Annotated in this window: 21 protein-coding genes, 4 tRNA genes and 1 other annotated feature; of the genes, 13 read left to right on the top strand and 12 right to left on the bottom strand. The window is 47.1% G+C overall.

Annotated elements, in window-relative coordinates:
* Positions 1 to 67 precede the first annotated feature (67 nt).
* From AOT11_RS01630 to trpL2, 8 genes are all read right to left on the bottom strand, one after another.
* On the bottom strand, positions 68 to 1,330 hold the full coding sequence (locus tag AOT11_RS01630; RefSeq protein ID WP_026050801.1) for a dicarboxylate/amino acid:cation symporter: 1,263 nt from the start codon (positions 1,328 to 1,330) through the stop codon (positions 68 to 70).
* A gap of 339 nt (positions 1,331 to 1,669) precedes the next feature.
* A complete protein-coding gene (gene trpA / locus AOT11_RS01625) occupies positions 1,670 to 2,476 on the bottom strand; it encodes a tryptophan synthase subunit alpha (RefSeq protein ID WP_017428880.1) in 807 nt (268 codons plus the stop codon).
* Positions 2,476 to 3,666 carry a tryptophan synthase subunit beta gene (gene trpB, locus AOT11_RS01620; protein ID WP_011080871.1) on the bottom strand — a complete coding sequence of 397 codons (1,191 nt, stop codon included), beginning with the start codon at positions 3,664 to 3,666 and terminating at the stop codon, positions 2,476 to 2,478. The genes trpA and trpB overlap by 1 nt, the downstream gene beginning before the upstream one ends.
* Before the next feature lie 75 nt (positions 3,667 to 3,741).
* Positions 3,742 to 5,172: a bifunctional indole-3-glycerol-phosphate synthase TrpC/phosphoribosylanthranilate isomerase TrpF gene (gene trpCF / locus AOT11_RS01615; RefSeq protein WP_017422351.1), complete on the bottom strand. Its 1,431-nt coding sequence runs from the start codon at positions 5,170 to 5,172 to the stop codon at positions 3,742 to 3,744.
* Positions 5,173 to 5,177: 5 nt separating this feature from the next.
* On the bottom strand, positions 5,178 to 6,176 hold the full coding sequence (gene trpD, locus AOT11_RS01610) for an anthranilate phosphoribosyltransferase (protein ID WP_017422350.1): 999 nt from the start codon (positions 6,174 to 6,176) through the stop codon (positions 5,178 to 5,180).
* A gap of 18 nt (positions 6,177 to 6,194) precedes the next feature.
* On the bottom strand, positions 6,195 to 6,773 hold the full coding sequence (locus tag AOT11_RS01605; protein WP_011080868.1) for an aminodeoxychorismate/anthranilate synthase component II: 579 nt from the start codon (positions 6,771 to 6,773) through the stop codon (positions 6,195 to 6,197).
* A 2-nt stretch (positions 6,774 to 6,775) separates the two neighbouring features.
* On the bottom strand, positions 6,776 to 8,341 hold the full coding sequence (locus AOT11_RS01600; protein WP_017422349.1) for an anthranilate synthase component 1: 1,566 nt from the start codon (positions 8,339 to 8,341) through the stop codon (positions 6,776 to 6,778).
* Positions 8,342 to 8,469: 128 nt separating this feature from the next.
* Positions 8,470 to 8,572: a sequence feature (Trp leader region), on the bottom strand.
* Positions 8,519 to 8,644: a tryptophan operon leader peptide gene (gene trpL2, locus AOT11_RS01595; protein WP_017422348.1), complete on the bottom strand. Its 126-nt coding sequence runs from the start codon at positions 8,642 to 8,644 to the stop codon at positions 8,519 to 8,521. (Overlaps the previous feature by 54 nt.)
* Before the next feature lie 85 nt (positions 8,645 to 8,729).
* On the opposite strand from trpL2, the gene rnm reads away from it, so the two are divergent.
* Together rnm and AOT11_RS01585 are read left to right on the top strand one after the other, a co-directional pair.
* On the top strand, positions 8,730 to 9,611 hold the full coding sequence (gene rnm, locus AOT11_RS01590; RefSeq protein WP_017422347.1) for an RNase RNM: 882 nt from the start codon (positions 8,730 to 8,732) through the stop codon (positions 9,609 to 9,611).
* Between the two features lie 30 nt (positions 9,612 to 9,641).
* On the top strand, positions 9,642 to 10,262 hold the full coding sequence (locus tag AOT11_RS01585; RefSeq protein WP_011080865.1) for an L-threonylcarbamoyladenylate synthase: 621 nt from the start codon (positions 9,642 to 9,644) through the stop codon (positions 10,260 to 10,262).
* Between the two features lie 74 nt (positions 10,263 to 10,336).
* Here AOT11_RS01585 and AOT11_RS01580 read toward each other — a convergent pair whose 3' ends face one another.
* The gene (locus AOT11_RS01580) at positions 10,337 to 11,047 is read right to left on the bottom strand and encodes a calcium-binding protein (protein ID WP_017422346.1); all 711 of its coding nucleotides are present in this window, start codon (positions 11,045 to 11,047) and stop codon (positions 10,337 to 10,339) included.
* Between the two features lie 335 nt (positions 11,048 to 11,382).
* Between AOT11_RS01580 and rluB the strand changes: the two genes are divergently transcribed.
* Positions 11,383 to 12,345: a 23S rRNA pseudouridine(2605) synthase RluB gene (rluB, locus tag AOT11_RS01575; RefSeq protein WP_011080863.1), complete on the top strand. Its 963-nt coding sequence runs from the start codon at positions 11,383 to 11,385 to the stop codon at positions 12,343 to 12,345.
* A gap of 51 nt (positions 12,346 to 12,396) precedes the next feature.
* On the opposite strand, the gene AOT11_RS01570 is transcribed toward rluB, so the two are convergent.
* Both AOT11_RS01570 and efpL read right to left on the bottom strand, forming a co-directional pair.
* Positions 12,397 to 12,717: an HI1450 family dsDNA-mimic protein gene (locus AOT11_RS01570; RefSeq protein WP_017422345.1), complete on the bottom strand. Its 321-nt coding sequence runs from the start codon at positions 12,715 to 12,717 to the stop codon at positions 12,397 to 12,399.
* A 2-nt stretch (positions 12,718 to 12,719) separates the two neighbouring features.
* Positions 12,720 to 13,286 (bottom strand): elongation factor P-like protein EfpL, encoded by a 567-nt coding sequence (gene efpL / locus AOT11_RS01565; protein ID WP_017422344.1) that lies wholly within the window; start codon positions 13,284 to 13,286, stop codon positions 12,720 to 12,722.
* A 232-nt stretch (positions 13,287 to 13,518) separates the two neighbouring features.
* Between efpL and AOT11_RS01560 the strand changes: the two genes are divergently transcribed.
* On the top strand, positions 13,519 to 14,286 hold the full coding sequence (locus AOT11_RS01560; RefSeq protein ID WP_017422343.1) for a nucleotidyltransferase domain-containing protein: 768 nt from the start codon (positions 13,519 to 13,521) through the stop codon (positions 14,284 to 14,286).
* 98 nt (positions 14,287 to 14,384) lie between these two features.
* A complete protein-coding gene (locus AOT11_RS01555; RefSeq protein ID WP_017422342.1) occupies positions 14,385 to 16,487 on the top strand; it encodes a PTS sugar transporter subunit IIC/EAL domain-containing protein in 2,103 nt (700 codons plus the stop codon).
* A 24-nt stretch (positions 16,488 to 16,511) separates the two neighbouring features.
* On the opposite strand, the gene AOT11_RS01550 is transcribed toward AOT11_RS01555, so the two are convergent.
* On the bottom strand, positions 16,512 to 18,881 hold the full coding sequence (locus tag AOT11_RS01550) for a DNA polymerase II (protein WP_017422341.1): 2,370 nt from the start codon (positions 18,879 to 18,881) through the stop codon (positions 16,512 to 16,514).
* Positions 18,882 to 19,237: 356 nt separating this feature from the next.
* Between AOT11_RS01550 and uvrY the strand changes: the two genes are divergently transcribed.
* From uvrY to AOT11_RS01505, 8 genes are all read left to right on the top strand, one after another.
* The gene (gene uvrY, locus AOT11_RS01545) at positions 19,238 to 19,882 is read left to right on the top strand and encodes a UvrY/SirA/GacA family response regulator transcription factor (protein ID WP_011080857.1); all 645 of its coding nucleotides are present in this window, start codon (positions 19,238 to 19,240) and stop codon (positions 19,880 to 19,882) included.
* Position 19,883: 1 nt separating this feature from the next.
* Positions 19,884 to 21,716, top strand: coding sequence for an excinuclease ABC subunit UvrC (gene uvrC / locus AOT11_RS01540; protein ID WP_017422340.1), 1,833 nt, complete (start codon positions 19,884 to 19,886; stop codon positions 21,714 to 21,716).
* A gap of 46 nt (positions 21,717 to 21,762) precedes the next feature.
* Positions 21,763 to 22,320 carry a CDP-diacylglycerol--glycerol-3-phosphate 3-phosphatidyltransferase gene (gene pgsA, locus AOT11_RS01535; RefSeq protein WP_017422339.1) on the top strand — a complete coding sequence of 186 codons (558 nt, stop codon included), beginning with the start codon at positions 21,763 to 21,765 and terminating at the stop codon, positions 22,318 to 22,320.
* A 266-nt stretch (positions 22,321 to 22,586) separates the two neighbouring features.
* Positions 22,587 to 22,660 (top strand) — tRNA-Cys (locus tag AOT11_RS01530).
* A 3-nt stretch (positions 22,661 to 22,663) separates the two neighbouring features.
* Positions 22,664 to 22,739, top strand: a tRNA-Gly gene (locus AOT11_RS01525).
* A 59-nt stretch (positions 22,740 to 22,798) separates the two neighbouring features.
* Positions 22,799 to 22,885 (top strand) — tRNA-Leu (locus tag AOT11_RS01520).
* A 25-nt stretch (positions 22,886 to 22,910) separates the two neighbouring features.
* A tRNA-Gly gene (locus AOT11_RS01515) sits at positions 22,911 to 22,986 on the top strand.
* Between the two features lie 589 nt (positions 22,987 to 23,575).
* A complete protein-coding gene (locus AOT11_RS01505) occupies positions 23,576 to 26,455 on the top strand; it encodes a pyridoxal phosphate-dependent class III aminotransferase (RefSeq protein WP_026060847.1) in 2,880 nt (959 codons plus the stop codon).
* The last annotated feature ends 3 nt before the right edge of the window (positions 26,456 to 26,458 follow it).

Below are 26,458 nucleotides of genomic sequence, written 5' to 3'. Positions count from 1 at the left end.
TGCAGGCATAAAAAAGGGGTAACGCATTGGTCACCCCGTTTTGAGAATCAATTTGCAAAAACTGCGATTACGCTTCTTGCTTATTCATCTCAGCTTGTTTTTCATTTTCTTCATCAAGCAGTGCATCGACAATGACGGCACACGCTGCATCACCAGTGATGTTGAGCGCGGTACGAATCATATCGAAGATACGGTCAAGAGCGAACAACAGTGGTAGACCTTCGATTGGAATGCCCGCTGCGAGCAAGACGGCAACAACGAGGAAAGAAGGACCAGGAACACCTGCTTGACCTACTGCGCCGAGCGTTGCGGTCACAATGATGGCAATGTAAGCACCCATGCTCAAATCGATGTTGAATAGCTGAGCAAAGAAGATCGCGACTAGGCCGTAGTAAATGGCGTTACCAGACATGTTGATCGTTGCGCCTAGAGGCAAAACGAAAGATGCGGTCGAGTTGCGAACACCCAGTTCTTTCTCAACGGTATCCATGGTGACTGGCAGGGTTGCCATTGAAGAAGCGGTTGACAGAGCAACAGCTTGTGGCTTTTTCATCGCACTGATGAATTTCTTCGCAGAGGTTTTAGTAAACAACTGGATCATCAGTGGATAAGCAACGAAGCCAAAAATAAGAATCGCCGCAACGTAAACCACAAACAGTTTAAACACCACCATCAGGGCGCCAAAACCAAACGTACCTACGGCTTCTGCCATCAGGCCAAATACACCGAGAGGCGCGATGACCATCACTTTGTTGATCATCCAAACCATGGAATCAACAATGCAGTTTACGCCATTCATGATTGGCTCACGCTTCTCTTTCTCTTGTTTAGAGATGGCGATACCTAAGAATAGACAGAAGACGAGGATCTGTAGGATGTTGGCTTCATTAAGTGACTGGAAAACGTTGGTTGGGATCATACCTGTGATGGTAGCCCAAAAAGTAGGAAGTTCACCTTTAGAAGCGTACTCAGCAGAGAACATGCCTTCGACACCGGAAACATCGATACCCATGCCCGGCTTGAAGACTTCACCCATGAACAGGGCAAGTGCAACGGCAAGTGCAGATGTTAGACCGAAGTAACCTAGTGTCACGAAACCTACCTTGCCAGCAGATTGACTATTGCCTAGGCCCGCTGCGCCAGAAATTAGGGCAACAGCAACAAGAGGGATAACCAGCATCTTGATCAAGTTGATGAAGATGGCCCCCAGTGGAGCAAACATAGAGGCGCTATCACCCATCAAGGCACCAACGGCAGTACCCACGATCATGGCGATGACAACCTGCACACCAATGTTGCGTAACAAACTCTTTTCTTTTAACACTTCCATAACCTCTGTGCTAATAAATATTAAAAATCCAGAATTACCCACTGAACGAAAAGTGTTCTTTGGATAAATATTCGATCAGATTTTTACACGTTTATTTCACATTTAGCAATACGGGATAAGAAGCGAGGGTGTGAATATCAGGCGTTTTATTGACGATTGACAATTTTTTAAGCAGAAAGCAAACGTTTGCTATAGCTTGGCCTTATATAATGGTGGCGTTTTATTGAGTGATGGCTCGTTTATAAGCCGAGATGGAAGTGAGTTGGAATGTTAAAAAAAAGATCGATTTCTAGTGGTAAATAAGAAATCGATCTCATAGATGTTTAGATGTCTACCACGTTACTTTTGTGTTGCAGACTTCATGTTGGAAACAAAGTTTGCCAGTGCCGTTAACATCGCGTCAGGTTCATTGAGGTGACTTTCGATGATTTTGACCACAGCAGAACCTGAAATGGCACCTGCCGCACCCGCATCGATAGCCTGTTTGACTTGTTCAGGCTCTGATATACCAAAGCCCAACAGTGCAGGTGGCGCATTAAATTGTTCTAGCTTCGCAAGCATATCACCCACAGGCATGTTGGCTTTTGTTTCAGCTCCTGTGACCCCCGCTCGAGAGAGAAGATAGGTATAACCGCCACCCAGTTGTGAAACCTGTTTTAGTGTTTCATCACTGGCCGTTGGTGGTGCGATAAAGATTGGATGTACACCAAACTTTTCGGCTGCCGCGACAAACTCTGCACTCTCGTTCGTTGGGACATCGGCGATCAACACAGAATCAATGCCGGCTTGAGCGCAACGTTGGTAGAAATTCTCGATACCACGTGAATAGACCAAGTTGGCGTACATCAACAGGCCAATCGGTAGATCTGGGTATTTAGCTCGGATTTGTCCGACCAAATCAAAACAGATATCAGGTGTTGCGCCTGAATCCAGCGCGCGAATATTTGCGCCTTGGATCGTTGGGCCGTCGGCCAATGGATCAGAAAATGGAATGCCAAGTTCAAGAGCATCGGCACCCGCTTGAACTAAGGTATCCATGATCTTGAGTGAGAGTTCAGGGTTAGGGTCACACACGGTAACAAAAGGAACAAAGGCACCTTGTTTTTGCGCGGCGAGGCGCTCAAATGTCGCTTGATAACGGTCCATTAGATTGCTCCTTTTTCTTCTAAAATGGCATGAACGGTAAAGATGTCTTTGTCACCTCGACCAGATAGGTTAACGACCAACAACTGCTCTTTCTCTGGGTTGTTGCGGGCCATTTTCAGCGCATGTGCTAAAGCGTGAGACGATTCTAACGCAGGTATAATACCCTCACTTCTTGCCAACTCTTGGAAAGCATCAAGTGCTTCATCATCGGTGATGCTGTCGTATTCAGCGCGACCAATGGCATTAAGGTGAGCGTGTTGAGGACCCACTGATGGGAAATCGAGACCTGCGGAAACGGAGTACGATTCTTCGACTTGGCCGTTTTCATCTTGCATGAGTGGCGCTTTCATACCAAAGAAAATGCCAGTTTTGCCATGTTTTAAGGGCGCGCCATGTTGGTCGGTATCAATGCCTTTGCCCGCAGGCTCAACACCAATTAGGCGAACCGTTTCTTCTTCGATAAAATCGGCGAACATACCGATGGCGTTTGAGCCGCCACCCACACAAGCAATCACTGCATCAGGCAGGCGACCTTCACGTGCGAGGATCTGATTCTTCGTTTCTTCACCAATCATTCGTTGGAACTCACGTACGATGGTTGGGAAAGGGTGGGGACCCGCGGCAGTGCCCAATAAGTAGTGGGCGGTTTCATAGCTACCCGACCAATCACGCAATGCTTCGTTACACGCGTCTTTTAGTGTGGCAGAACCTGAGTGCACCGGAATCACCGTCGCGCCCATCAACTTCATACGAAACACGTTTGGACTTTGGCGCTCAACGTCTTTTGCTCCCATGTACACACGGCATTTCAAGCCCAGTAGTGCACAGGCAAGTGCGGTGGCAACACCATGTTGGCCTGCGCCCGTTTCAGCAATGATCTCGTTTTTGCCCATGCGCTTAGCCAGCAGTGCTTGGCCAAGTACTTGGTTGGTTTTGTGCGCGCCACCGTGCAGCAAATCTTCACGTTTTAGGTACAGTTTGGTTTTGGTGCCTTTGGTCAGATTGCGCGTCAGCGTCAGTGCGGTTGGGCGGCCTGCGTATTCTTGGAGTAACCCCATAAACTCACTGCGGAAGTCAGGGTCTTCTTGGGCGTCAATGAACGCTTGCTCGAGCTGTTCTAATGCGGGTACCAGAATCTGAGGTACGTACTGACCGCCGTATTCGCCAAAGTAGGCATTTAACTTAGTCATGTTTGCTTCCTTAATTGTGTTTGGCTATGTGCCAGAATTTGTTCTTCACTGAACCTCAGGTTCAGATCATCAATATCAATAATTTCGTATGGCTGCAAACGCTTGCTGCAGCTTCGTCAGATCTTTTTTCCCTGGGCTTTCTTCAACACCAGAGTTTAAATCCAGCCCTAAACATCCAAGGCTTGCTGCCTTTTGCGCGTTGTCTGGATTGAGACCGCCTGCCAACATGATATGGCTTGGATCATCCAATAGAGCCCAATCAAACGTGGTCCCTGTTCCACCGCTTTGTTGGCCGACTTGCGCATCGAAAAGGTGACGATCAACGTCTTGAGTAATTAGGGTCGGTGCTTGGTCGGTCACGCCATAGGCTTTCCAAATCTCAATCGATTCGTTGAGTTGCTTGCGCAGTTGTGCGATGTAATCGGCGTCTTCGTTGCCATGTAATTGCACCGCGTGCAGTTGGAGCTGGTTTGCGGTTTCGGCCACCAAGGTAACGGGGTGATTTTGGAACACGCCAACATAATTGAGCGGAGCGCCACTCATCGTCAGTCTTGCCTGCTCTATATTTACAGCACGTTTGGATTGCTCTACAAAAATCAAACCACCAAAGACAGCGCCAGCTTGATAGGCTTTGGCGGCTTCCTCCGGATGAGTGAGACCACAGACTTTGTTTTCACCCAGTGTCACTTTGCGTACCGCGAGCTCGAGGTTTTTTTCTGCCATCAACGAGCTGCCAATCAAAAAGCCATCAGCGTATTGGGCGAGATCGCGCACTTGCTGGTGGGTGTAAATGCCCGATTCCGAGATCACAGTCGCTTCTGGTGCTAAGCGACGCAAAGTTGGTGCGAGTACTTTGGTGCGATTCAAATCGGTGGTGAGGTCTCGTAAGTTGCGGTTGTTAATACCAATCACTTTCGCCCCCAGCTTCACAGCACGCTCAAGCTCTTCGTCATTACTGATTTCTGTCAGCACACCCATTTGCAACTGGTGGGCAACATCCGCCAGTGTTTGATATTGCTCGTCATTGAGGACTGACAACATCAATAAAATGGCGTCGGCTTGATAGTGACGAGCGAGATAAACTTGATAGCTATCGACCATAAAATCTTTACACAACACAGGCTGGCGCACTTGTTGACGAACTTGGGGTAGAAAATCGAAGCTGCCTTGGAAGTATTTCTCATCGGTGAGTACCGAAATCGCATCTGCGTGGTGGTTGTACACCGACGCGATGTAATCCAAGTCGAAATCTTCACGGATCAATCCTTTCGATGGAGAGGCTTTCTTACATTCAGTAATAAATACCGTGCGTTGGCCCTGCAAGGCTTGGTAAAAGCTGCGATCCGATGGTGTCAACGTGGCTTGGAAACTGGCCAATGGTTGCGCCTGTTTACGCTCTGCTACCCACTGGTATTTATCGCGAACTATCTTGGCTAGGACTTCCGCCATTTGTGCTTCCTGCAGAGAAACGTGTTCTGACAGTTTTTCGTTGTTGTTTGTCATCATAAACCTCAGGCGTGTTGAGCCAATTTTTCGACCAGTTGATACGCTTTACCAGAGTTCATTGCGTCGATCGCTTGTTGCGTATTGGCTTTGAGATCTTCGTGACCAAAAAGACGCATGAGTAGCGCGACGTTGACGGCAACGGCACTCAATTGAGCTTCCGTTCCTTTTCCGGTGAGTAAGTGCGTGATGATGGCTTTGTTTTCCTCAGGATCGCCCCCCTTAATCGCTTCCAATGGATGCGTATTAACGCCAAAGTCGGCTGGGGTGAGAGTGTATTCGTGAATTACGCCATCTTTGATTTCTGCGACCAAGGTGTCGCCATGAATAGCGACTTCATCCAAGCCGCTGCCATGTACGACCGCGGCACGTTTCATGCCCATTTTCAGCATGGTTTCTGCGATTGGGCGAACCAGTTCTTGGCTATATACACCCATCAGTTCGATGTTAGGACGCGCAGGGTTAATCAAGGGGCCTAAGATATTGAAGATAGTACGCGTTTTCATGGTTTGGCGCACAGGCATCGCGTGCTTCACACCGCTATGGTATTGAGGTGCAAACAAAAAGGCGACGCCAATGCTATCGACGGCTGAGCGAGTATCTTCTGCGCTCATCGCGAGGTTGATGCCAAATGAATCAAGTAGATCGGAAGAACCTGATTTACTTGAAACGCTGCGATTACCATGTTTAGCGACTTTCAACCCACAGGCCGCGGCCACAAAGGCAGCGGTAGTCGAGATATTGATGGTGTTGTGGCCATCACCACCCGTGCCCACAATGTCGGCAAAATCGTAATCAGGACGCGGAAAAGGTTGAGCATTAGCAAGCAACGCTTTGGCTGCACCGGCAATTTCATCGGGTGTTTCCCCTTTGATTTTCAGCGCGGTTAGGGCCGAAGCCATGAGAATAGGGTCTAGCTCGCCGCGAATAATGGTGTCGAAAAGCTGCTGGCTTTCTTGCTCTGTCAGAGATTCTTGCTGATACAGTTTGTTGATGATGGCTTCCATAATCTTTTCTCCCAATCCTTATGCTAATGCCCAGTTAATCGCGTTGGCTAACAACGTCGCACCTTGTGTCGTCATGATGGACTCGGGGTGAAATTGAAAACCGCACACCTTGTCTTCTTCGTTAACCACTGACATAACAAGGCCATTCACTTCGGCGGTTACGGTCAGCGTTTGCGGTACGTGTGTTGCCACCAAAGAGTGGTAGCGCGCAATCGCCAGTGGGGATGGCAACCCTTGATAAATCGCATGGCTTTGGTGCTCCATCATCGAGACTTTTCCATGGATGATTTCACCTGCGCCTGCCACGGTGCCGCCGTAGGCTTCCACAATTGCCTGATGGCCGAGACAAATGCCAATCACTGGGACTTTGCCTTTGACGCGAGCAATTAACTCTGGCATACAGCCCGCCTCTGATGGCGCGCCTGGCCCTGGAGAGAGCAGCACCACTGGGCGCTCGAGTTGCTCAATCGCGTCGACAATAGTGTCTGTGGCAATACTATTGCGGTAAATCTTTACTTGGTGGCCTAAAGAGCGGAACTGATCAACCAAGTTGTAAGTAAATGAATCGAAGTTATCGATAAATACAATGTCCGCCATCTTTACGACTCCTTGTGGGCTTTCTGAATGGCAGAGATGACTGCCTGAGCTTTGCCGCGCGTCTCATCGGCTTCGGCTTGGGGGGAGGAATCAAAGACCACTCCGGCACCGGCTTGCACCTGTGCAATGCCGTTTTCAACGTAAGCCGAACGAATCACGATACAGGTATCTAGTGTCCCTTCGCCAGTGAGGTAACCGACAGCCCCACCGTAACTGCCACGGCGAGCCCCTTCAACATCACGAATCAATTGCATGGCACGAATTTTCGGAGCGCCCGTTAATGTGCCCATATTCATACACGCTTGGTAGGCATGTAGTGCGTCAAGATCGTCACGTAATTGTCCAACAACGCGCGAGACTAGGTGCATGACATGGCTATAGCGGTCTACTTTAAGTAAATCGGCGACGTGGCGCGTCCCCGCGCGAGAAATGCGTGCGACATCATTTCGAGCGAGATCCACCAACATCATGTGCTCGGCGTTTTCTTTCTTGTCGGTGCGAAGTTCGAGTTCAATTCGGCTATCGAGGTCGAAATCGATCTCACCATTGGCTCGCTTGCCACGGCGTCGAGTTCCTGCAATGGGGTAGATTTCCACTTGATTGGTGTGCGTTTCATATTTCAACGCGCTTTCCGGTGATGCGCCAAACAACGTAAAGAGTTCATCTTGCATGTAAAACATGTAAGGACTCGGGTTGCTGACTTTGAGCTCTTTATAAGCCGCCAACGGTGACGGGCAGGGCAGAGTAAAGCGGCGTGATGGTACGACTTGGAAAATGTCGCCTTTGACAACGTATTGCTTTAGATCGCGTACCACTTGGCAAAAGGCGTCATCGCTGATGTTGGTATCGACCTCAACCTCATCGAGATGAATGGCTTTAGGTAGCGCTTTCGGGGTAGCACACAGAGTGCGGATTTGTTCAATACGCTGATTTAGCGCTTCTTTTTGTGAGTCGTCTGCAAAAAGCGTTGCTTGTAAATGGCAACTCTCGGTCTGGTGATCGACCACCATCAGCGTTTCTGCCACGTAGAAGACGTAGTCAGGACATTGATTTATCGCGCGGGCCTCACCCAGTGGTTCAAAGTTGGCCACTAAGTCATAGGCAAACAGACCACCGATAAAGATCGCGTGCTTGTCTTTTTCCGTCAAATCAAAGCTGTGTTGAACCAGTCTCAACGCGTCGAAACTAGAGGCTTCACGCAAGCGTGAGTCTTCATCGAGGCGGTCATCTGGGCTTGAGAAGGTGAGAGTAAGTTGTTGTCCATCAAACTGATGTTCAACCTCTTTCGCGACATTCTTGGTCAAATGGGTTAACAGATTTTTGCCGTTGTCACTGAGTGCAGTCATGGTGACCACATGGCCATGGCAAACCATACGTACCGCGGAATCGACAATCAGTAAGCTTTTAAGATCTTGTTTTGAATCGATTTCAGCCGATTCGAGCAGTAAGCTATCGCGTTTGTTTTCACACAAAGTATGAAAAAGGCGCGTAGGATCCGAATGGTAAGGAACCGTCGTTGACAAAAGCTCTAGCTGCCCTAGTGTGGTGATGTTAATGGCCTTGTTCACAAGACCTCCTTATTATTCAATTCTTTGTCTTCCTGCTGTACATACTCGCACAAAGCAAACGTTCACCCAACGCAGAATTTGTTCGTTTTGATGAATGTTTAATCAGTTGATTGTGAGATGTGCAACAAAATAAAAAGCCCGCATGATTAGCGGGCTTTGTGTGATTCGTTTTCTTTATTAAAAGTACACGTTAGCCCACCAAGAACTTGTCCAAGTGCGCCACCAAGCGAGCTCTGCTGCATTAACATTCTCGTTATGCAGAACAAGTTTCGCTTTCTGGTTGTGGTTAAATTCTTGTAACATGGTCGGCCCTATAGTCAGGTACTTTGTATTTGTGTACTAGTTAACTGGTGCAAGGGTAAAAAGTCAACCCCCTAGAAGCAAATATATGAGAATAGATTTACATAGCCACACGACGGCCTCGGACGGTCGTTTTTCACCCCAAGATCTCATCGAGCGAGCCCTAGCGTTTGACTTGGATGTGCTCGCGGTGACCGATCACGATACGGTAGAAGCGTTGGCGGAAATGCATCGTTATGTCGATGAGAAGCAATTGCCAATTAAAATCATAAATGGCATTGAGATATCCACGGTTTGGCAGAATAAAGACATCCATGTCGTGGGCTTAAATGTTGATCCTAACAACATGACACTGAATCAACTGATTGAGCAGCAACAAGAACATCGTGTTAGCCGCGCTGAGTTGATTGCTCAACGTTTGCAAAAAGCGACACGGGAAGGTGTGCTCGAAGAGGTGCGACAAATCGCTGATGGCGCACCGATTACCCGGGCTCATTTTGCCAAATGGCTGGTGGATAATGGTTATGCCAAAACGATGCAGCAGGTGTTTAAAAAATACTTAACGCGCAATAATCCGGGTTACGTTCCGCCAAACTGGTGTTCAATCGAAGACGCAGTGAAAGCCATTCATGCCGCAGGGGGCCAAGCGGTGCTTGCACACCCAGCGCGATACAACTTGACGGCGAAATGGTTGAAACGATTGTTGCAAGCGTTTGCCGAGGCTGGTGGCGATGCGATGGAAGTGGCGCAGCCTCAACAATCGCAGCAAGAAAGGCGCAATTTGGCTGATTATGCAATACAATACAAACTATTAGCTTCCCAAGGCAGTGATTTTCATTATCCGTCTCCGTGGATGGAGTTGGGAAGAAACCTCTGGTTACCCGCGGGGGTTGAACCAGTGTGGAAAGATTGGGGTTTAGAACCGGTAGACAAAGTGCAAACCGTGTCTACGAATGCCCCTGAGCTATAGAGCCGAGAGGTTCGATAATGAGGAATTACCATGAGCCAGTTTTTTTACGTTCATCCAGAAAACCCACAGGCTCGCTTGATTAATCAAGCCGTAGCAATCATTCGAAATGGCGGAGTGGTGGTGTATCCAACCGATTCAGGATACGCGTTGGGCTGTCAATTAGAAAACAAGCAAGCATTAGACAGAATTTGCCAGATCCGTCGCTTAGACGAAAAACACAACTTCACACTGTTGTGCCGTGACCTTTCAGAATTGTCCATCTACGCACGTGTGGATAACACAGCGTTTCGTTTGTTAAAGAACAACACTCCAGGTCCTTACACCTTTATTTTTAAAGGGACCAAAGAAGTGCCGCGTCGTTTGATGAACGCTAAGCGTAAGACCATAGGTATTCGTGTACCCGATAACCGTATTGCCCTAGATCTGCTTGATGCGTTGGGTGAGCCACTGATGTCTACCTCACTGATTTTGCCAGGCAAAGAGGTAACGGAAGCCGATCCAGAAGAGATCCGCGATAAACTTGAACACGCGGTTGATGTGATTCTCAACGGAGGTTACTTAGGTGAGCAACCAACGACGGTGATTGACTTTAGCGAAGGTGATGCGGTTGTTGCGCGTATTGGTTCTGGTGACCCAGCACCATTTGAGTAATGATGTTAGCGATGACGTATAGTTCAAAGGGAAGCTTAGCTTCCCTTTGTTTTAAGCGACGATACTCGCACGTATCAAGCAAAATCAAACAGCTCAATACCGTAATGGTCAATCCAATTCATATCGTATTGAGAAACGCCTGTGAGAGTGAGTTCGACTCCCCATTCTTCGCTGGAGAATACAGCGTCTCCCCATTGATTGAACGAGAGATCAAGATCATCTCGTGACTGAAGGAAGGTGTCACGAATACCATCTCCATCGGTATCTTTGCCGATATTGAACGAAATTTTGTCGTAGCACAGATTAAAGTCGAGGATCTCGGCTTTGACTTCAATGTCATTCACTGGCACTTGTTGATCGTGTACGTTGATCGGCAAATGGTTGGTGAGAACAAAGGTATCCTTTCCGCAACCACCGCTGAGCATTGAATCGCCGTGTCCTACGACCAGCGTGTCATTACCCCAGCCGCCGCTGAGAAAGTTATTCCCTTCGTAGTCATAAATGATGTCGTCACCGCTTCCACCAAAGAGGGTATCATTACCTAAACCACCGGAGAGAAAGTCATTTCCTGAGCCGCCGGAAATGAAATCATTGCCACGACCGCCTAGCAGGGTATCGTTACCCCATCCGCCAAAAATATAGTCGTTTCCCCCGAAGCCGACGAACTTATCGTCGCCTCCAAAGCCAAAGAATATATCAGTGGTTTCCGATCCTACGGTGCCTTTCAGATCGTCGTCTTGTGCGGTACCAAATATCCAGTTCAAATCAACCGTTGTTCCAGACATAGATTATTCCTTTTGTTTTGTGATGATATTGACTGCAAGCGTTACATAAAATTGCTTGATAATTTTATCAGTGTCCGAAAAGTAGACCCATGAACCAAAGTAGGAAATTGGTGGTGGTGGAGTATGGTATTTCTAATACTCTTAGATGGTTAACTGACTCGATATCACGGATGGATATGCGCAGTTTTCCACAGCTCGTCGAAGGGGAGATCTTACATTGAATGAAATTTTCCCGTATAATCGGCGCCCCGATTCCGAGCATCGGGTAGACATTGTAAACGGGTCTAGCTTGGTAAGACTAAGACGTCTGAGAAGACGACAATTTAGGTAGATAAATGAACGAAAAATTACAGAAAGTTTTGGCACGAGCTGGTCATGGCTCACGTCGTGAATTGGAAGCATTAATCAAATCAGGACGTGTGAGTGTGAACGGTATCGTCGCGAAACTGGGCGAACGACTAGAAGATGAGCAAGCAGTAGTGCGCATCGATGGTCACGTTGTGTCCGTGAAAGCTCAGGAAGAGGTGATTTGCCGAGTGTTGGCATACTACAAACCTGAAGGTGAGCTCTGTACGCGTCACGACCCAGAAGGTCGCCGTACTGTTTTTGATCGTCTACCAAAAATCCGTGGCTCTCGCTGGATCTCTGTTGGTCGTCTTGATGCGAATACCTCTGGTTTGTTGCTTTTTACCACTGATGGTGAGTTGGCAAACCGACTAATGCACCCAAGTCGTCAAGTTGAACGTGAGTACCTAGTTCGCGTGTTTGGCGAAGTGAATGAGCACAAGGTACGTAACCTCGTTAACGGCGTTGAGCTCGATGATGGTTTAGCTCGCTTTGAAGACGTGGTTTATACTGGCGGTGAAGGTATGAACCATACGTTTTATGTTGTGATCAATGAAGGTCGTAACCGTGAGGTTCGTCGTCTTTGGGAATCTCAGGATTGCACAGTAAGCCGTTTAAAACGTGTACGTTATGGTGACATTTATCTTGATAAGAAACTGCCACGTGGTGGTTGGATGGAGCTTGAGCTGAAAGATGTGAACTACCTACGCGAGTTGGTAGAGCTTCGTCCAGAGAAAGAGACCATGATTGAGTTGAATAACTCATCACGTAAGCGTGACCGTGCCCGTAGTCAGAAGATTCGCCGCGCGGTAAAACGTCATGAAGAGCGCGTGAGTACGCCAAAAGGTCGCAGCAACAATGCGGCACGACGCAAGCCAAGTAAGGCCGATGGTCAAACAAACAAAACCAATAGCCGCAACCAAGCGGGTAGCCGCTCTAAGCCACAGCGCTAAGAGAACGAGCAGAAATGAAAAGGCTTGCCATTGGCAAGCCTTTTTTGTTTCTTAATCTCGTTTCCAGAGAATGTGACAGAACTTTTGGTCTGGATCGCGGCTAATCAGCATGCGAGCAAACACATCGTCTAGGACATCATTTTCTTCATTAACGAGACCAATGCGAACTTCTGCGTAGATCTCTTTGTCAACGTCAAAGCCAACGTGACCAGCCCAATCATCGTTGATATCAACCAGCTCAGCAGCGCCACGATCATCAAATTGTGCAGTAAACAGAATGACATCGACTGGCTCTAGATTATCAGGCGCCATTTCGAGAAAAATGTCGTAAGCCGCGTCTATCGCATCATCGTAAGAGATTAAATCAGCCATGCTTACGCTCGGCTCATGTACTTACGTTCTGCCGTATTGATGATCACGCGATCACCTGTTGCAATGTACTCAGGTACTTGTACTACTAAGCCAGTTGATAGGCGAGCAGGTTTAGTACGAGCAGATGCAGAAGCGCCTTTGATTGATGGATCGGTCTCTTCAATCACAAGTTCAACAGATGAAGGAAGCTCTAGGCCTACTGATTCACCGTTAACTAGGATAACGTGGATACCTTGAGTATCTTCGTTGATGAACAGCAGATCATCTTCAACGTCAGCGTGTTTGAAAACGTATTGAGAGTAGTCTGCGTTATCCATGAAGATGTAGTCATCGCCATCGATGTAAGAGAATGAAACGGCTTTCTTGTTCATTTCTACAGTTTCTAGAACGTCGTCTGATTTGTAACGTTCTTCGACGCGAGCGCCAGTTGCTAGATCGGTACAACGCATTTTGTAGATCTTAGAACCACCACGGCCACCTGGAGTTGTTACTTCGATATCTTTAACCAGAAGGGTTTTGCCGTTAGATTCAATTGCAAAACCTTTTTTAATTTCACTTGCCTTTGGCATATCAGTTCCTATCGCGTTTTAGGGTTGATCAAAATCGCCGAATTATATACTCAACTCTGCGTAACTTGCGAGTACTGGAATCGAATAACTTGTCTATTTGCGTACCAAAGTCTTACTCTTGTATCTGAATGTCGCGACGACCGAGATCAGTTGCGCACTCAAGGCTTGATTCCTCGTGTAAGCTAAGCGAAGATTGGGCGTTTCTTAGAATTATCAACTTCGTATCCGATTAATGACTCTACCTGTTATCGATCCCAAACAACCTTTCCAAGCGAAATTTGAGCCAGTTATCAAAGATGTATTGATGTGCCTAAAAAGTGGCTTGGGAGACAACCTCCACAGTGTCTATGTTTATGGCAGTGTCGCTAGGAAGACGGCGCAGGAAGGCAAGTCGAATCTCGATATTGTTGTGGTTACCCATCGTCCATTTACCGAGCAAAGAGCCACGGTATTTAACACCTTGAAATGGCGTGTGCAAAAAAGTTTTCCCCAAGTGATCGGAGTGGCGGTAAAAACGGCGGAAGTACGAGATATAGCTTCTTTAGACAGTCTTTTTACTTGGGGCTTCATGCTCAAACACTGCTGTGTCTGTGTGTATGGCAGTGATCTTGCGGAGTGTTTTGGTGAATATGTTCCTAGTTGGGAAATCGCTAAGCATTGGAATATGGATGTCGAGGATTGGCTTGCCGTATATCGTAACAAAATTGCTCGCGCGACTTCCGTTGAGCAACAAATTGAACCGCAAAAGGTCATCGCTAAAAAACTTTTGCGGGCAAGCTATTCATTGGTGATGTACAAAGATCAGCATTGGTACGACGACCCAATAGAGTGTGGCCGCCAGTTCCTTCAATACCATCCAGAAAAAGAAGTCGAGATTCGTCGTCTAACGATATTGTTGACGGGTCAAGCCATTCCCAAGCGTTCGGTTGTAGGGCTATTGGATGGGTTTGGTGAGTGGCTAGTGAAGCAATATCAAAAAACGGAATTTAAAATCGGGTAATCATACCGTTCTCAATCTTTAATTTAGCGAGTGCTAATGTAGTCTATCCGCTGTTCTGTGCTAACTTTAAAAGGTGAAGGCGATTACAGGATCAGCACATGGAAAAGCAGGCAAGCTTGTCGTGGACGGTCGTTGGCATCAATTTGAAGAAGGTGAGCAAACGACTTGCCCCATCATTACAGGCAATTCGCGAAGGGATGATTTGGCTGATTCCCTGTTTGATGTTATCGGCTTTTGCGCTGTTCTTCGCCAGTATGGGGGAGTTTGTTGGCGGTGGTCGCAGTGGCTGGATCAATGCCCTTTACGATGTGCATAACGCGATTGCGGCGTTTTTCCCCTATCTTATGACGGCTACCATCTCTTATGTGCTGGCGATGCAATGGAAATTGGCTCGCCCACCGATGGCCCTGCTTTCCATTATTTTTCTCCTTATTGTGGGTCACGTGGTACCCGCTGATGACACGTTGAAAATGTTTCACATCGTCATTGCGATTGTGACGCCGCTGTACGCTATTCCTATCTTGGCGCATTTGCTGCACGTACCTCAATTGCGCATTACTAACTCCGACAGTGGGGGGAAGCTGGTCAAAGAGTCGTTGAACCTTGTTTTACCAGCACTGCTTACCGCGTTTATTGTCGTCGCTATTAATTACTTAATATTCAGCATGTTCAGCTTTGGTGATGGGTTGAAATTAGTACAACTCGATTATGCCAATGAGCCGTATGAGTTTGGTATCGCCTTCGCCGCGATGAACTCGCTGCTGTGGTTCCTTGGTGTTCACGGTTACTACGCACTGTTGCCACTGGTTGAGCTGTTACAGCAAGCAAGTTCGTTGAACTATTCCACCTTTGTCGCCGGAGGTGAAGGGCATTATGCGATGAACCTTTCCATGATGGGGACTTTTGTCTTCATTGGAGGAAGCGGAGCAACACTGTCATTAGTCGTCGCCATGTTATTATTTGCGAAGCAGAAAAGTCTCAAATTAATAGCGATCGCCTCTATCCCTATTGGCTTAATTAACGTCAATGAAATTTTGCTGTTTGGTCTGCCCATTATCTTGAATCCTCGTATGTTTTTACCGTTTTTTTTAACACCGGCGGTGCACGTGGTGACGACCTTGCTTGCGATTGAAATCGGCGTTATCGACGTGCCAAGCGCGAGTGTGCCTTTTAATGCGCCAATTATTATTAACGCGTGGTTAGCAACATCTGGTGACTGGGGTGGGGTGCTACTGCAACTCTTTAACATTGCCGTTGGTGTAGTGATTTACTATCCATCGGTGAGAAACCTCAATCGGTTGTACAGCAATCGCGAAATCAAAATTGATTTCCTTGATACGGTGTACGTGAGACGCAGAGAAGAAGCGGACACCTTGAAAGATGACCCCATTGCGACTGCAAATGATCGCGCTCGCCGTGCTCAGGAAGTTGAACAACGATTAGAACACATTGGCCGCAAAGAGTTTTGCCTGGAATATCAACCGCAAGTTTCCCATCAAACAGGTCGTGTGGTTGGTTGTGAAGCGTTAATTCGAGCTATCGAACCTGATGGTACGCTGGTGTATCCCGGTACGTTCTTGCCATGGCTCGAAGAAGCGGGCTTGATGAAAGATGTGGATCTTTGGGTGCTGAAAACGGTTGCAAAAGACATTCAAGAGTGGAATCGCATTGGCCTGTATGTGCCTGTTAGTATCAATCTTACCCCTGCTTTTCTTGCTGACAAAGAGTATATGGATAAGCTGGAATACATTTTGGCTCCTGTCGCGTCGCAAGTACACATTGAAATCACCGAAGAGACGTTGCTGGTGGATGAGCAGGTACTGGCGCGTTCTTTTAATCTGCTGCATCAATTAGGTGTGGCGGTGTATATTGATGACTTTGGGACGGGTTTCTCCTCGTTGTCTTACCTCAATCGATTTGAAGTCGACGCGATTAAAGTCGATCGATCCTTTGTTTTGGCACTTGATAACGAAAAAGGAAAAAAAGTGTTCATGAGCCTTCTTTCTGTGGCCGAGCAACTGGGGCTAGAAGTGGTTATTGAAGGCGTTGAGTCGCAACAGCAATTGAACCATATTCCTGCCAAAGAGCACATCTCGATACAGGGCTGGTATTACAGCCGTTCACTGCAACACAACTCATTTATCCAATACTGCATCAACGCCAATCATATCAAGCCGATAGTGGAGATAGAGAAAATCTAGCTCTTCTTTGTGCTGGAAAACAGATCAAAAGAGGCCCAATTGTGAATCCGACAGTTGAGAGAAGTCTTTACCAATAAAAGGTAGAATGGCATCGGCAACTGGTTTGAGCTGTTTATCGACATAATGTTGGTAGTCGATCGCGCTCGATTGGTATTCCTTGGGTTCTGGCCCATTGAGCGTAATGAGATACTCAATACGTGCTCGATTTTGATATTGAAGTGGGCGCCCTAAGCGCTCATTGATTTCGTCTGCCATTCTTGCCGCTCGAACTTGAGGCGGGACGTTTTTCTGATAGTCGCTGAGTTTTCTGCGTAAGCGTTTTTGATAGACCAGCTCATCATCAAATGCACCCACGCGAGTTTGTTCAACCATCTCACGCACATAGTCCGTTGGATCTTGGTCGTGAAAGATCATCATATAGAGTTGGTGCTGGAAACGTTGTGCCAATGGCGTCCAGTCCGTTCTCGCACTTTCTAAGCCTTTAAACACGATTCGCTCCTCGCGGCCTTTCTGAATCAGCCCTGCATAACGCTTCTTCGAGCCGGTTTCGGAACCACGGATGGTTGGCATCAAAAATTTGCGATAGTGGGTTTCGTACTCAAGTTCAAGGATGGAGTTTAAATTGAACTCTTGCTCAAGATGATGCTTCCACCATTGGTTAATCAGGCTAACCAATTGGCGACCAATTGCATCGGCTTCTGGCTGCTCGAAACGACCATTGAGCGAAACAAAGGTTGAGTCCGTGTCACCATAAATGACTTGATAGCCCTGCTGTTCAATCAACAATTTTGTCTGCTTCATGATCTCATGCCCGCGCATCGTGATGCTTGAGGCTAAACGCGTATCAAAAAAACGGCAGCCGGATGAGCCAAGTACCCCATAAAAAGAGTTCATGATGATCTTAATTGCTTGAGAGAAGGCCTTGTCGTTGTTGCGTTTCGCGACATCTCGAGCTTGCCACAATGTCTCGATCATCTCGGGCAGAAAGTGCTTAGTGCGATGAAATTGGCCACCACGAAAGCCTGGAACGGCTTGGTGTGGCGCTTTGCCACTTTCTAATTTAAGCCCTTCAACTAACCCAAGTGGGTCGATCAGAAACGATCGAATAATCGATGGATAAAGACTCTTAAAATCGAGCACTAAAACAGAATCGTAAAGTCCGGGCAGCGAGTCCATAACGTAACCACCAGGGCTCGCAACCCAATTCTCAGGCTGTAAATTGGGCGCAATGTAACCTGCGCGATGCAATTGCGGTAGGTAGAGGTTGGTAAAGGCCGCCACAGAGCCCCCGACACGATCCAGTTCGACGCCCGTTAATTTAGACCGTTCAATCACGTACTCGAGCAGATGAGTGTGAGCGAAAATACGATTGACCAAGACGCAATCTTGTAAGTTGTATTTCGCGAGGGAAGGCTTGTCGTGGCGAAACATGTGATTAATTTCGGCCATGCGATCGTGCACATTGTGAATCGCTTTACCCTCTCCCAATAGCTCTCTTGAGACCGATTCGAGTGACCAAGAGCGGAAGTGATACGTTGCCGTTTTAAGCGTATCAATGCCATCTAGGACGACGCGGCCGGGAATGGTAATAAATGCCTGTTGGCTTTGGCTCGATGAGCGGAAATAGCTAGTTTGGTTGCCTCGGCCGAGAGTCAGTTTCAACTGATGCCACTCTGCGCGCTTTTGCAGTAATCGAAAGTCAAAATCAATGACGTTCCAGCCGACGATAACATCTGGGTCAAATTGCTCAAACCAAGCAATTAAAGCAAGCAGTAATTGTTTTTCATCTTGGACCCACTGAATGGGTGTGTCGGCCGCTTCGGGCTCACCAATCATGATCACTCGGCTATCCATCGGGCTATCTAAACCGATGGAATAAAGAATCCCTTTTTCTGAGCACTCTAAATCGAGTGAAACCACTTTAAGCGTTGGCGTGTAATCCCCTTGCCGACACTTGGCATTGGTGACTTGAACATGGGCATTTTGCGTTTTAAAAGTACCAGTAAACGCCAAAGAGCCGCGGATAAAGCGTTCCATTAAGTAGCGATCGGCTAGGCGAATGTCTGACTCCAACACCGTAATGTCGTGTTGAGTAAATAATGATGAGAGGGTATAAGCATCTCGATTGGTTTGACAGTAACACGCTGCCATAGGGGTGTGTGAGAAGTCTTTTAATGGAAGAGGCTTGAATTCCACTTGAACATCGGGATGATACTCGTTTGCTAAGCGTTGGGCATCTTCGCACTGATTATCATCGATGAAAAACACTGGTTTTTCACCATCAATAAGCAATTGGTGCGGCCCATCTTCTGTTGAGAGCCACAGTTCAATTTGAGTGCCTGAAAAGCGATCGCGTGCATGTCGAGTCAAGACAAAACCGTGAGTGATGGTCAAATCCGAATTCCAATTAAGAACAACTGCCCTGATGTTAGCAAATTGTCACTCAAGCGCGCGAAATTAAGTGTTGTTTCTTGCACGTTTGCTTAAAGTTTGAACGCCTAGGCCGTGATAAATATGATGGAGATAAAATTCCTGACGATTGCCCCGAAGTAAGTGTCTCCTTTTAAAAACAAAATTGTTAAAGTGGCTTCCGATATTTGCCACCGTATCCAATAAGTCCTTGCTAAAGTTTGCGTTTCGGCACATATTCATAGAAGGCATTTTCAGAGTAAATGCAGTAATATAGGCAACTGTACTGATATCCACACTTGATGTGGAACAGAGCCAATTAATAGTGTGGAGATACAAGTTTGATCAATGTTTTCCTTGTAGATGATCACGAGCTGGTTCGCACAGGGATACGACGTATTATTGAAGACGTCCGTGGAATGAACGTAGCAGGAGAAGCTGATAGCGGTGAGAATGCGGTAAAATGGTGTCGTAGCAATCATGCAGACGTCGTTTTAATGGATATGAACATGCCTGGTATTGGCGGCTTGGAAGCTACCAAGAAAATTTTGCGTGTTAATCCTGACGTAAAAATCATCGTCTTAACTGTTCATACGGAAAATCCGTTTCCAACTAAAGTGATGCAAGCGGGGGCTTCTGGTTATTTAACCAAAGGCGCTGGCCCAGATGAAATGGTGAATGCAATTCGTATTGTCCACAGTGGACAACGTTATATTTCACCAGAAATTGCGCAGCAAATGGCGTTAAGCCAGTTTTCGCCTGCGTCCGAAAACCCTTTCAAGGATCTCTCTGAGCGCGAGCTTCAGATCATGATGATGATCACGAAAGGTCAGAAGGTGACAGATATTTCTGAGCAGTTAAATCTCAGTCCTAAAACTGTCAACAGCTATCGTTATCGTTTGTTTAGCAAACTATCGATTAATGGTGATGTAGAGTTGACCCATTTGGCGATTCGCCACGGAATGTTAGATACCGAGACTCTCTAGTGTGACTCAAATTTTTGATTCGGTATCTTTTCTCAAGACAGTAACTCATCAGCCTGGCGTTTATCGAATGTATAACGCCGAGGCTGTTGTTATTTATGTCGGTAAAGCCAAAGATCTCAAAAAACGCCTCTCAAGCTACTTCCGCAAAAAAGTCGACAGCGAAAAAACCAAAGCGTTGGTGAGTAATATTGCCAAAATTGATGTGACCGTGACGCACACAGAAACGGAAGCGCTGATTCTTGAGCACAATTACATTAAGCAATATTTGCCGAAGTATAACGTCCTGCTGCGAGACGATAAGTCTTATCCCTATATTTTCCTTAGTGCTCATCGCCATCCTAGGGTATCTCTGCATCGTGGTGCTAAGAAGAAAAAAGGCGAGTATTTCGGACCTTATCCGGACTCTGGTGCAGTACGTGAAACCTTGCACTTGATCCAGAAGATTTTCCCGGTGAGACAGTGTGAAGACACCGTCTATGCGAATCGAACACGTCCTTGTTTGATGTACCAGATTGGTCGCTGTGCAGGCCCATGTGTCAGCAGTGTCATTTCTGATGTCGATTATGCCGAGCTAGTGGGTTACTTACGTCTATTTTTACAAGGTAAAGATAACCAAGTTCTAGAGCTTTTAGTGCAGAAGATGGAACTGGCAAGCCAGCAGCTTAAATTTGAAGATGCGGCAAAATTTCGTGATCAGATCCAAGCGATTCGTCGCGTTCAGGAACAACAATACGTTTCGGAAGATAGCCAAGAAGATATGGATGTGCTCGGTTTTGCACAAGAAAACGGCATTGCATGCATCCATATCTTGATGATTCGCCAAGGTAAGGTTCTGGGAAGTCGCAGTCATTTTCCTAAGATTCCTCAAAACACCAATGCGCAAGAAGTGTTTGACAGCTTCTTGACGCAATACTATTTGAGCCACAACGAAGCTCGGACGATTCCATCGCGCATCATTCTCAATCAGGAACTGGCTGCGGATGTCGAGGCGATTCAGCTGGCGCTCAGTGATGTCGCTGGGCGGAAAGTACAGTTTCATACCTCGCCATCTGGGTCTCGTGGTCGTTACCTCAAATTGTCGAATACCAACGCGTTGACGGCAATGACGACCAAAATCAATCACAAGATGACGATCAATCAACGCTTTAAGGCATTGCGTGACGTCCTTGCGATGGACTCGATTGCTCGTATGGAGTGCTTTGATATTTCTCATACCATGGGCGAAAGTACGATTGCCTCTTGTGTGGTGTTCAACAGTGAAGGTCCGGTTAAGCAAGAGTATCGTCGCTACAATATTACCGGAATCACAGGTGGTGACGACTATGCAGCCATGGGACAAGCTTTAGAGCGTCGTTACGCCAAACAACTGGATGTCGAGAAAATTCCAGACGTTATTTTTATTGATGGTGGTAAAGGACAACTTAATCGAGCACACGAAATCATCGCGCAATACTGGGGAGATTGGCCGAAGCGACCCGTCATGATCGGTATCGCAAAAGGGGTCACTCGTAAACCAGGTTTGGAAACTTTGATTACGGTTGATGGCGATGAGTTTCATTTGCCAAGTGATGCTCCGGCTCTACATTTAATCCAGCACATCCGTGATGAAAGCCACAATCATGCAATCGCTGGGCACAGAGCGAAGCGCGGAAAAACGCGCAAAACGAGTGCGTTAGAGGGCATTGAAGGCGTAGGGCCCAAACGCCGTCAGGCGCTGTTGAAATACACGGGAGGCTTACAAGAGCTCAAGCGCGCAAGTGTTGAAGAAATCGCCAAAGTGCCGGGCATCAGTCACTCTTTGGCAGAAATTATCTATCAAGCATTGAAACAATAGTGAAAATCCAGCACCATTAGCGCGCAAAGTGTAAGAGAATAATAATATGCGTTTGAACATCCCCAACATATTGTCACTAATGAGATTATTTCTCATCCCAGTGTTTGTCGTTGCGTTTTATCTTCCCTATTCATGGGCTCCTTTTGCTGCGGCAATGGTGTTTTGGGTTGCCGGTTTTACCGATTGGCTCGATGGGATGTTAGCGAGAAAACTGGGTCAAACGTCTCGTTTCGGTGCGTTTATCGATCCAGTGGCGGATAAAGTACTAGTGGCAACCGCTTTGATTTTGATTACAGAGCACTATCATTCCATCTGGGTAACGATTCCAGCCGTGACCATGATTGCAAGAGAAATCATCATTTCAGCACTGCGTGAGTGGATGGCAGAAATTGGTAAGCGTGCCAGCGTTGCGGTTTCTTGGGTGGGCAAGGTAAAAACCGTGAGTCAAATGTTTGCGCTTTGGGTATTGATCTGGCGTTATGACGATTGGATGGTTTGGTTAGGTTTCGGTGCATTGTACATTGCCACATTCCTAACTTACTGGTCGATGGTGCAGTATTTGATGGCCGCGAAAGATGACTTGTTGAATGAAGAACATCACTAATATAGAGAAAACGGGCGCAAGCCCGTTTTTTTATGCGTGAAGTTCACGATCAAGGCGTAAGTATAAGTTGTGTAAGACAAGGATTATTCTAGATAATCTTGACTCTATGTGGGAAAAGTCTGCCTTTAAAATGAGCAATTTGTGGCTTTTAGCATATTTTGTGCTCAAACGATTTAAAAAACAAAAAAATAGTGTTGACTCGTTTTAATGAATGGGTAGAATGCATCCCGTACCCAAGAGAGAGCAACCTCTTAAGGGTGATGTAAGGCGCGTTGGCAGAGGGGCTATGCAGCGGATTGCAAATCCGTGGACCTCGGTTCGACTCCGGGACGCGCCTCCATTTGCGACACTAGCTCAGTTGGTAGAGCGCAACCTTGCCAAGGTTGAGGTCACGAGTTCGAACCTCGTGTGTCGCTCCAAATTTTAAGATATGGCGAAAGCGATATCGAAATGGTGCAAGCCATAACAAGTTTTGTGTGCCCTGGTGGTGAAATTGGTAGACACAAGGGATTTAAAATCCCTCGACTTTCGAGTCGTGCCGGTTCAAGTCCGGCCCGGGGCACCATTTAATATCGTTCGAAAGAACAGATGCGACACTAGCTCAGTTGGTAGAGCGCAACCTTGCCAAGGTTGAGGTCACGAGTTCGAACCTCGTGTGTCGCTCCAAACACAAAAGCTCAGCAGAAATGCTGGGCTTTTTTGTTTTCAGCGATTCTTCAAGTCGATGTTGCCCGTGTGGTGTCGTTTCGTCCCGTTTTCTTCTTGTTATTCTCTATTCTTGCATTTTATAGTGCGAGCTAATCAGCAAAATTATTATTAAAACTTGTTGCCAGTCTATTTCTAATTGTGCTAAATTCGCGCGCAATCTCGGACAGTAGTTCTGGGGGACACGCGTAGTGACCATTCAAGCTGATTGTGACACTACGTAGGGTAGGTATCGACAGAGCCTTTTGTCGATAGACGGGATACTAATGTTGCTTAAGCAGCGGCATGTAAATGGGAAACCCAACGTTGAACTTTTTTAATAATCACACATTAATCAGCTTCATACTTCCTGAATGCCCTGTTTTGCAAAACAGAAGCATTACCGAGCCTTGATTTTAAGACCGATACTTTACCATTCGATGTAATGGTCGCTATTCCGTACCCGTTATTTAACGCCAATCGGAAGGCTTGGTCATGTCCCAATTACGTACTAAGAGTTACTGAGTGCGCCGGGGGCGAGAATCATTTTTTTTATTTCAAGGGAAAATGTATGAGCACCGCCTTTGAAGTCGATACTAACACTATCGCGACTATCTTTTCTTCTCAAGTTCCTGTTGTTGAAGGAATTTATGATTTAACGCCAGATCAAGTGTTACTTGATCAGGCTGAGCACGAGTCAGAAGTACGTTCTTACCCACGCCGTTTGCCTATCGCAATTAAGCAGGCTTATGGCTGTCTAGTGGAAGATACTCGTGGTCAGATCTTTTTGGACTGTCTTGCTGGTGCGGGTACTTTGGCACTGGGTTACAACCACCCGGAAATCAATCAAGCGCTAAAAGAGCAGCTCGATTCTGGTCTTCCATATCAAACACTTGATATTGCGACGACAGCAAAAACCAATTTCATCAAATCGGTAAAAGCCTTCCTACCTGAAGAGCTTGGCAGCAACTGTGTGATCCAGTTTTGTGGCCCATCTGGCGCGGATGCTGTGGAAGCGGCCATCAAACTGGCGAAACAAACCACTGGTCGCAACACCATGTTTGCTTTCCGCGGTGCATACCACGGTATGACGAACGGTACCATGGGTATGATGGGTAACTTGAATACCAAAGCTCGTCGTACTGGTTTGATGTCGGATGTGCATTTTATGCCTTTCCCATACAGCCTACGCTGTCCGTTTGGACTGGGTGGTGACGAAGGTGCAAAAGCGAGTATCCGCTACATCGAACGTCTTCTTAACGATGACGAGGCGGGTATCATGAAACCTGCAGCAATCATTGTTGAGCCTGTTCAAGGTGAAGGCGGTGTTATTCCTGCTCCAGCTTTTTGGTTACGTGAACTTCGTCGTATCTGTGACGAACACGGTATGCTATTGATTTTCGACGAAATCCAATGTGGTGTTGGCAAATCAGGTTATCACTTCGCGTTTGAAGAAGCGGGCATTGTGCCTGACGTATTGTGTCTATCTAAAGCCATTGGTGGTGGTCTACCAATGTCGCTACTAGTGATTAACAAAAAGCATGACACATGGCGTCCGGGTGAACACACGGGTACCTTCCGTGGTAACCAGCTCGCGATGGTTTCTGGTGCAAAAGCGCTTGAAATTATCACGCGTGATAAGCTTGTTGAACACGCAAATGTGGCAGGTCAGTACCTACGTCACGGCTTGGAAAAAATCCAACAACGCGTCGATTGTATTGCGGAAGTTCGTGGCAAAGGCTTGATGCTGGGCGTTGAAATCCGTAAGCCAGGCTCAGAGTTGAATAAGTTTGGTGAGCCTGTTTCTGATGGTCAGCTGACTCTTGCCATTCAACGTGCTGCGCTAGAGCGCGGTTTGATGGTCGAGAAAGGCGGTCGTGACGGTTCGGTTATCCGTTTCCTTCCTCCTCTGATCATCTCTTTTGAGCAGCTTGATTTTGCCCTACGCATTTTGGAAGAAGCGATTCTCGCGGCGGGTGGCAATCTAAAAGCGGTTGAAGAAAATGCCGAGTGGAAAAAACACTTTATCCACACCGGCGTAAACGGTAGCAAAGAGTTCGCATCGGTGATGAACCACACGACTGCGGCACTGAAGAATGCGTTTGAAGAAGTGGATGCACCTTACTCAGGTATGGATCCGAAAGCGTTAGAATCTGCGATTTACGCGGTTGATCTAGACAACAAAAACGCACCACTTAAAGCGATCATCGACGAAACAACAGAGCTCGTTGTTAAGAACTCTATCTTTACTCAGCACCCTGACTGTATCGCGCATTTGCACACGCCTCCACTGATGCCAGCGGTGGCTGCAGAAGCAATGATCGCAGCATTGAATCAATCTATGGATTCATGGGATCAATCTTCATCTGCTACTTACGTTGAACAGAAAGTGATTAACTGGCTGTGCGACAAGTATGAGCTGGGTGCGAAAGCAGACGGTATCTTCACCAGTGGCGGTACTCAAAGCAACCAAATGGGCCTAATGCTGGCTCGTGATTGGATTGCAGACAAACTGAGTGGCCACTCAATCCAGAAGCTTGGTCTTCCAGATTACGCTGACAAACTGCGCATTATCTGTTCTAAGAAGTCGCACTTCACAGTGCAAAAATCCGCTTCTTGGATGGGCTTGGGCGAAAAAGCGGTTTTGACCATCGATGCACACGCCAATGGCACAATGGATGTGACTAAGCTGGAAGCTGCGGTAGAGCAGGCGAAAGCCGAAGGTTTGATTCCATTTGCTGTTGTGGGTACAGCCGGTACGACAGACCACGGTGCGATTGACGATTTGAACACCATTGCTGACGTGGCAGAAAAACACGACCTGTGGATGCACGTTGATGGTGCGTACGGTGGTGCTCTGATTCTGAGCAGTCAGAAAGCGCGCTTAAAAGGGGTTGAGCGTGCGCAATCAGTGAGTGTTGATTTCCACAAACTGTTCTATCAAACAATCAGTTGTGGTGCTGTGCTTGTTAACGACAAGCAGAACTTCAAGTTCTTGTTGCACCATGCCGATTACTTAAACCGCGAACACGATGAACTGCCGAACTTGGTGGACAAATCGATCGCGACTACTAAACGTTTTGACGCTTTGAAAGTGTTCATGACGATGCAAAACGTGGGTCCGAAAGCGCTAGGCGCGATGTACGACCACATTCTAGGTCAAACACTTGAGGTGGCTGACTTAGTGCGTAATACAGAAGGCTTCGAATTATTGGCTGAGCCTTCACTATCCACTGTCTTGTTCCGTTCTACTCTAGGTTCGGATCTGGATGAGTTGAATAAAACGCTGAGACTGGAGGCACTGACTCGCGGTGTGGCAGTCCTGGGTGAAACAATCGTTGATGGCAAAACAGCGCTGAAATTCACGATTCTTAACCCATGTCTGAAGATGTCAGATTTTGAATCTTTACTATCTAAAATCAACACTCTAGCGGCTGAGCTAGCGCAATAAAGG

The organism is Vibrio vulnificus NBRC 15645 = ATCC 27562, assembly GCF_002224265.1.
Taxonomy (GTDB): domain Bacteria; phylum Pseudomonadota; class Gammaproteobacteria; order Enterobacterales; family Vibrionaceae; genus Vibrio; species Vibrio vulnificus.
This window is presented reverse-complemented; position numbering and strand designations above follow the sequence as displayed.

Excerpts from the sequence above, each read along its gene's own strand:
- AOT11_RS01630 (WP_026050801.1), bottom strand. The coding sequence starts at position 1,330 with ATGGAAGTGTTAAAAGAAAAGAGTTTGTTACGCAACATTGGTGTGCAG.
- trpA (WP_017428880.1), bottom strand. The coding sequence starts at position 2,476 with ATGGACCGTTATCAAGCGACATTTGAGCGCCTCGCCGCGCAAAAACAA.
- trpB (WP_011080871.1), bottom strand. The coding sequence starts at position 3,666 with ATGACTAAGTTAAATGCCTACTTTGGCGAATACGGCGGTCAGTACGTA.
- trpCF (WP_017422351.1), bottom strand. The coding sequence starts at position 5,172 with ATGATGACAAACAACAACGAAAAACTGTCAGAACACGTTTCTCTGCAG.
- trpD (WP_017422350.1), bottom strand. The coding sequence starts at position 6,176 with ATGGAAGCCATCATCAACAAACTGTATCAGCAAGAATCTCTGACAGAG.
- AOT11_RS01605 (WP_011080868.1), bottom strand. The coding sequence starts at position 6,773 with ATGGCGGACATTGTATTTATCGATAACTTCGATTCATTTACTTACAAC.
- trpL2 (WP_017422348.1), bottom strand. The coding sequence starts at position 8,644 with ATGTTACAAGAATTTAACCACAACCAGAAAGCGAAACTTGTTCTGCAT.
- rnm (WP_017422347.1), top strand. The coding sequence starts at position 8,730 with ATGAGAATAGATTTACATAGCCACACGACGGCCTCGGACGGTCGTTTT.
- AOT11_RS01585 (WP_011080865.1), top strand. The coding sequence starts at position 9,642 with ATGAGCCAGTTTTTTTACGTTCATCCAGAAAACCCACAGGCTCGCTTG.
- AOT11_RS01580 (WP_017422346.1), bottom strand. The coding sequence starts at position 11,047 with ATGTCTGGAACAACGGTTGATTTGAACTGGATATTTGGTACCGCACAA.
- rluB (WP_011080863.1), top strand. The coding sequence starts at position 11,383 with ATGAACGAAAAATTACAGAAAGTTTTGGCACGAGCTGGTCATGGCTCA.
- AOT11_RS01570 (WP_017422345.1), bottom strand. The coding sequence starts at position 12,717 with ATGGCTGATTTAATCTCTTACGATGATGCGATAGACGCGGCTTACGAC.
- efpL (WP_017422344.1), bottom strand. The coding sequence starts at position 13,286 with ATGCCAAAGGCAAGTGAAATTAAAAAAGGTTTTGCAATTGAATCTAAC.
- AOT11_RS01560 (WP_017422343.1), top strand. The coding sequence starts at position 13,519 with ATGACTCTACCTGTTATCGATCCCAAACAACCTTTCCAAGCGAAATTT.
- AOT11_RS01555 (WP_017422342.1), top strand. The coding sequence starts at position 14,385 with ATGGAAAAGCAGGCAAGCTTGTCGTGGACGGTCGTTGGCATCAATTTG.
- pgsA (WP_017422339.1), top strand. The coding sequence starts at position 21,763 with ATGCGTTTGAACATCCCCAACATATTGTCACTAATGAGATTATTTCTC.
- AOT11_RS01505 (WP_026060847.1), top strand. The coding sequence starts at position 23,576 with ATGAGCACCGCCTTTGAAGTCGATACTAACACTATCGCGACTATCTTT.